The sequence below is a fragment of the Niastella sp. genome (assembly GCF_045805085.1).
Taxonomy (GTDB): Bacteria; Bacteroidota; Bacteroidia; order Chitinophagales; family Chitinophagaceae; genus Niastella.
Genome location: NZ_JBJMLX010000250.1, coordinates 20979 through 27179 on the forward strand (window position 1 = coordinate 20979; position 6201 = coordinate 27179).

At 44.9% G+C, this 6201-nt stretch carries 7 protein-coding genes; 4 read left to right on the forward strand and 3 right to left on the reverse strand.

What is annotated here, in order from left to right; translation table 11 throughout:
• Window positions 1–47 precede the first annotated feature (47 nt).
• Complete coding sequence (groL, locus tag ACJ751_RS12930; protein ID WP_407745913.1) at window positions 48–1685, forward strand: chaperonin GroEL; 1638 nt, start codon at window positions 48–50, stop codon at window positions 1683–1685.
• Between the two features lie 146 nt (window positions 1686–1831).
• Window positions 1832–2473 (forward strand): hypothetical protein, encoded by a 642-nt coding sequence (locus ACJ751_RS12935; RefSeq protein ID WP_407745914.1) that lies wholly within the window; start codon window positions 1832–1834, stop codon window positions 2471–2473.
• A gap of 7 nt (window positions 2474–2480) precedes the next feature.
• On the opposite strand, the gene ACJ751_RS12940 is transcribed toward ACJ751_RS12935, so the two are convergent.
• From ACJ751_RS12940 to ACJ751_RS12950, 3 genes are all read right to left on the reverse strand, one after another.
• Window positions 2481–3116, reverse strand: coding sequence for a DUF6266 family protein (locus ACJ751_RS12940; RefSeq protein WP_407745915.1), 636 nt, complete (start codon window positions 3114–3116; stop codon window positions 2481–2483).
• A gap of 573 nt (window positions 3117–3689) precedes the next feature.
• Window positions 3690–4196, reverse strand: a complete 507-nt coding sequence (locus ACJ751_RS12945; RefSeq protein WP_407745916.1) for a cupin domain-containing protein — start codon at window positions 4194–4196, stop codon at window positions 3690–3692.
• A 7-nt stretch (window positions 4197–4203) separates the two neighbouring features.
• Window positions 4204–5220: a hypothetical protein gene (locus tag ACJ751_RS12950; protein WP_407745917.1), complete on the reverse strand. Its 1017-nt coding sequence runs from the start codon at window positions 5218–5220 to the stop codon at window positions 4204–4206.
• Window positions 5221–5334: 114 nt separating this feature from the next.
• Between ACJ751_RS12950 and ACJ751_RS12955 the strand changes: the two genes are divergently transcribed.
• Both ACJ751_RS12955 and ACJ751_RS12960 read left to right on the forward strand, forming a co-directional pair.
• Entirely contained in the window at window positions 5335–5664 is a 330-nt protein-coding gene (locus ACJ751_RS12955; protein ID WP_407745918.1) for a hypothetical protein, read from the forward strand.
• A gap of 213 nt (window positions 5665–5877) precedes the next feature.
• Window positions 5878–6201: hypothetical protein (locus ACJ751_RS12960; protein WP_407745919.1), on the forward strand; the 324-nt coding region annotated here is incomplete at its 3' end.

Here is a 6201-nt window from a genome sequence, read left to right on the forward strand (position 1 = left end):
CCCATTTTCAAATTTATCCATTTTCACATTTTCAAATTAATCAAGATATGGCAAAACAACTTTTCTTCGATATCGAAGCCCGCAATAGAATGAAAAAGGGTGTTGATGCTCTGGCCAATGCTGTAAAAGTAACTTTAGGTCCCAAAGGCCGTAACGTAGTACTGGAGAAAAAATTCGGTGCTCCTTCTGTAACAAAAGATGGTGTTACTGTAGCAAAAGAAATTGAACTGGAAGACCCCATTGAAAATATGGGTGCTCAAATGGTAAAAGAAGTAGCTTCTAAAACTGCTGACATTGCAGGTGATGGAACTACCACTGCTACCGTACTGGCACAATCTATCATCGGCGAAGGTTTAAAGAACGTAGCTGCCGGCGCCAACCCAATGGACCTGAAACGTGGTATTGAGAAAGCTGTTGAAGCAGTTATCGAAAACCTGGCTGGTCAGTCACAAACTGTTGGCATCAACAGCAAACAGATCCAACAGGTTGCTTCTATCTCTGCCAATAACGACGAAAACATTGGTAAACTGATCGCCGAAGCTTTCTCTAAAGTAGGTAAAGAAGGTGTTATCACTGTAGAAGAAGCAAAAGGTACCGATACTACTGTTGATGTGGTAGAAGGTATGCAATTCGACCGCGGTTACACGTCAGCTTACTTCGTTACCAACAGCGAAAAAATGCACGCTGAACTGGATAACCCATACATCCTGATCTATGACAAAAAGATCAGCGCGATGAAAGATATTCTGCACATTCTGGAAAAGGTAGCTCAAAGCGGCCGTCCTTTACTGATCATTGCAGAAGACCTGGAAGGCGAAGCACTGGCAACCCTCGTAGTGAACAAACTGCGTGGTACCCTGAAAGTGGCTGCTGTTAAAGCTCCTGGCTTTGGCGACCGTCGTAAAGAAATGCTGCAGGATATAGCAGTGCTTACCAAAGGTATCGTTATCAGCGAAGAACAAGGTTACAAACTGGAAGGCGCTGACCTTTCTTACTTAGGACAGGCTGCTTCTATCACTATCGATAAAGACAACACTACTATCGTTGGTGGTAAAGGTAAAAAAGACGAGATCAACGCCCGCGTAAACCAGATCAAAGCGCAGATCGAAGTAACTACTTCAGATTACGATAAAGAAAAATTACAAGAGCGTCTGGCTAAATTAAGCGGTGGTGTAGCTGTACTGTACGTAGGAGCTGCTACCGAAGTTGAAATGAAAGAGAAAAAAGACCGCGTTGACGATGCCCTGCACGCAACCCGCGCTGCCGTTGAAGAAGGCATCGTGCCTGGTGGTGGTGTAGCTTACATCCGTGCTATCGCTGGTTTAAACAAACTGAAAGGTTTGAACGAAGATGAGAACACCGGTATTGCTATTGTAAAACGCGCTATTGAAGAGCCGCTGCGTCAGATCGTTGCCAACTGCGGAATCGAAGGTAGCATTGTAGTACAAAAAGTAAAAGAAGGTGAGAACGATTACGGTTTCAATGCTCGTACAGAGAAATACGAAAACCTGCTCCGCGCTGGTGTAATCGATCCTACTAAAGTTACCCGTATTGCTTTGGAAAACGCCGCTTCTATTGCCGGTATGGTACTCACTACTGAGTGCGTAATTGCCGACAAACCTAAGAAAGAAGAACCCCATGTACATGGCGGTGGCGCTCCTGGTATGGGTGGAATGGATTATTAATCCAAACTCGCTTAATTATATGTCCCTCTCCCGGCTTAACCGGGAGGGGGATTTTTTTTATCTGGCACGAAAACCCCATTCTCTGTTGAATTGATAAGCGTTAAGAAATAAATATTCGTACCTTATAAGCAATCAAATTTGTCATCATGAAGCACATTGCCTGGTGTTTGTTGTTACTGTGCCAGTGCGCCCTGGGCCAAAGCACCAAAGAAGATGAACTGAATACCATTACCGGAAATCCTTATTTATTTAAAGACTGGTGCGATGGGGTAGTGCGGTTTACCAGCGGCAGAACGCTGAACCAGTTTAAATTGAAGTTCGATTGCCTGAAGAACATGCTGCTGCTTGAGTTCAATGGCAATGCCTTTGCTGCAGAAAGTAAAGTGCAGGAATTTGTAATGTATCCCAAAAAGAAAGATTCCCTGCTGTTTCGCCGGGGATTTCCATCTACTGATAAAACTTCCGAAAACACCTATTTCCAGGTGCTGTTACAGGATAAAGCTTCCCTGCTCCGGCTGATTGCCCGGAATATTATTGAAGAAAAACAGGTTGTTTCAAACGGTCGGGTAAACCGCCGCCTGGAAGAAGCCGAATTTTATTACCTGCTGCAAAATGGCGCCATGACCCTGTTACCGGCTGACCGCACCGAACTGCCCGAAAAGTTTGGCGACAAAAAAGAACCAATTGCAGCTTTTATTGCTGCGCAGCAACTAAGAATGCACACTCCCGAAGATTTTGTGCAGGTGATGAAAAAGTATAATGAATTACTGGGAACGTCCAGCCACTAAAGGTGGGTTATATTTCAACAGTGCCCATATACATGCTTTCCGACTGCCGGCTACGATCATGTGCAACAAAGGCTACATATAAATGAAAGGTTCCGGTTTTGCTGGTATCGATATTCAATATGTCTGAACCGTGTGCTCTTACCCGGCCATACAGATCATCTACTACGCTATCTTTCTCAACATTATAGGCTAACATCATGATCTGGTCGCCATTGCAGGCTACATCATCGTACACGTTGGGGTCCCAGGTAAATTGAACCAGTTTCCCTTCCAGCCTGGTCATCTGTAAATTATTGGGTAATGGCAGATCGCCCCAACTCAGCTTCACGCGGGCCGGGTCAATAGCCACAGTTTCCCCATTTACTACCATCGCATTTTTCAGCAAGTATGACTTGGCGGCAATAAATCCTTCCGATTTAGGGCTATAGCCTTTAAATCCGATCCGGACAAAATCCTGAACAGGCTGCAGCCATTGTTGAGATAAAGCCCATTTTTTCCGATTTGCCAGCTCTCCTGCGGTTGGCGGGGAGGTTCTTTTCTTAGGCAGCGCGCGCATATAGGGAATCCCTTTCCAGAATGCACCGATAACCCTACCAACCTTGCCCTGGAACGGGCCGGTTATACCTTGATTGAATTTGGCCATAATTATGGTTTTGATTAGGGTATGAATATAGTATATTTCTGATATGATTCCAAGAAAACAAGGACCTAACAAAGAGAAAACAAGGACCTGACAGGGGGGAAATCCCTGTGAAGTCCCTGTCAGGTCCCTGTGAGGTCCCTGTTAGGTCCCTGTGAGGTCATAAAGAGATAGGGAGCGGTTTCGGTTCAAACCCGGTAGAGAGGCGATAAATGTGGCAATGGTAAAATTGTTGGTGGGGAACGATAGCTGTAGAGGATTGTTAAAACAGGTGGTGTAAAAAGATTGGAATTCAACTTTTACGATCCTCGATAATGGAACTTCAGATGCTGCGCTCATTCTTTACAGGGAGGACCTATAAAAAATAAAGGGGATCCGCCTACGGGCGGACCTCCCTTGCCTGGGAGTAATATTTTGAGTCTTTTGTGGTCTCAAAGCTTACTCATCACGGATCTAAAACGGGTTAAAAAGGGAGCGGGTAGCTATTGTATGACGAAGATACAACTCCTCTGGTTGTATAAAACCCGGGAATGTTAATAAGTTCCCTGATCAGTTAACTCATCAACCTCAGCTATTTCAAATTGTCATTTTTTTTATTAATTCGGAATGATCGGGGTAAGTAGTGAGCAATTCCTCTTGTTTTGCCAATTCAAAATCGGCGAAGTCAAAACCGGGGCTTACGGTGCAGCCCACCAGCGCATACTCGCCACCAGGTGCAAGGCGGGCGGCAAACCAGTTGCCGGCGGCTATTACGCATTGAAAGGTTTCGTTGTTTTCGGGATCGCAGCCAAGGCGGTGTTCAATTAATTGTCCCTGTTGGTCGATCTCATAAACGATGAGGGCATCTCCGTAATAGAAATGCCACACTTCATCGCTTTTTATTTTGTGAAAAGCCGAGAACTGGTGTTGTTGTAACAGAAAATAAATACTGGTGCAAAAGTTGCGGTCGCCACCAAAGCCACCGGGCAGGGCCGACAAAGGCGCCAAAACCGGCGACCGGTATATTTCTCTGAAAGCGCCCCCTTCAATATGGGTAGCCAGTTGTAATTTACTTATCCAATACTCAGCTGTTCGTTTGCTCATGTTGGAATTATTCTACAGTAACCACTCTATCCCGGCGGGCGCCCCAGTACCAAAAGTGTAAAGAGTCTTTGATGCGGGCCGTATCGGCGGGTGAACCAGGCAATGAGATCACAATTCTAAATAAAGTAGAATCAACTGCTTCCAGTTCAACCTTTGGTTTTAATTTATCATACATGTCCTGCGCCGTTTTCCTGAGCCTGGTAGTTTGCAGTACATACTTGAAAGTTCTGGAAGGACCTGCTATAACCGGGGATGCAGTAGTAGCGGCAGGTGGCGGGGTAACAGTGGTTTTATGTGTGGTATCGGCCGTGTTCACCCCTGTTATATTGCTGTCCTTTTTCTCGGCGTCATTCAGCGCTTTTTGCGGATCGTTTAAATTATGCAGGTAGGTAGAGGTACGCTGGGTATCCTGCTCACTGGTAGTGGAAGCAGTAGCCGCATTGGGGTCTGTTTTTACTTTGGAAGTAAACAGGCTGTAACCACCCCAGAGAATAATGCCTATCCCAATTATCAGTCCAATGCCAATAGCCATACGCCTGATGGATGAATTGCGTCTTTCATGCGGGTCTTCATCAAAGACCGATTTTCTTTTAAGCGGTCTTTCGGGGTCCTGCTGATCAACAGACGTAAGTGGTGTGGGCGCTTCAAGGCGTTGTACAACCGGCTGGCCGGGTGTAAACTCATAAACAGCGTCTTTATTCTTATGTAAAGTGCCAATGCCTTCGATGTGAAAAGGCTTGCCAATATTGAGCATCAGCTTGCCATCTGCGACAAATGTATCCAGGTCCGATTCTGCCAGCGGCCTGATCTTACCGGTATGTTTGCGAATAAACTCGATCAGTTGATCATCCGGACGGGTAATAGCTTTCTGGGCAAAATGGATGTGTTCAATAAGGTCACGCGAATTCTTATCCGCAATGGTTTGCACGTCTACCACATCACTAAGATAAAAGCTTCCAATACCTGGTAAGTTTAATACCCTGTGCTGGTAAAAATACTGTGCTACTAAAACGGAAATTTTCAAGAGATTAAGGATTTTTGATGTAAGTTAATACTATTTTGCCTGTGCTACAAACAGGTCGGGTGAAGTTATTATTTTTGGGGACGTTTTATTCGTTTGTGGATTAATTTATTATGCATGCTTAACGAACAGGAAAGGCGGTTTTTGGAGTACTGGGAGGCGAATCGCTTACGCGAAAAAAAACTCAATAAACAGCTGTTGATGGGGCTCCCCATCGGTTTGCTGTTTGCAGTTCCCGTATTAATTTTATTATTTTCAGGTAAATTCTGGTATACGCGCGCCAATATGGAGGCAAACAGCCAGAGTAGTCCTGTCATACTAATGATTGCTGTAATATGTATTGCGGTGTTTGTAGCAGTGTTTTACAAACGGCACCAGTGGGAGCAGCGGGAGCAGCACTACTTAGAACTAAGAGCCAGAGAGAAAGAAGAGGAAGGGAAGGAATAAGAAAACGTCCAAAGTTACAGGTTACAGGGTCTGTAATATGTTGCTTTGTAACCTGAAACTTGTAAACCTGTAACCAGAAACCGGCTTGCAACCTAAAACCAGAAAACTGCAACTAATAACTTACTCTCCGCCTGCTGGCGGACTGGGAGGTACGCAGCTATCATCTTTAAACCATTGTCTTGTACCAGGGTTAACAACACAAATCAATTTCTGATGAGAAATCTTGTTTGGGGCTTATTGTGCTTTGTGCTTTTTAATGCTTGTAAAAAAGATTCGGGTTGCGGCTACAGCGATCAAAAATTGGTGGCGCCGGTAACCGAACAACAGGCGGTGAAAGATTATCTTACTTCTAATAATGTGTCTACGGCACTTAAAGATTCCAGTGGTTTTTATTACGAGATAGTAAAGAGCGGCGATGGCAATGGTTCGCCCGGGCTTTGCTCCCAGGTTGAATTAGCGTATACCGGCCAACTTACCAATGGACATGTTTTTGACCAGGCCAGTACGGCTTTTACCCTTGGTTCTTCTATTGAAGGA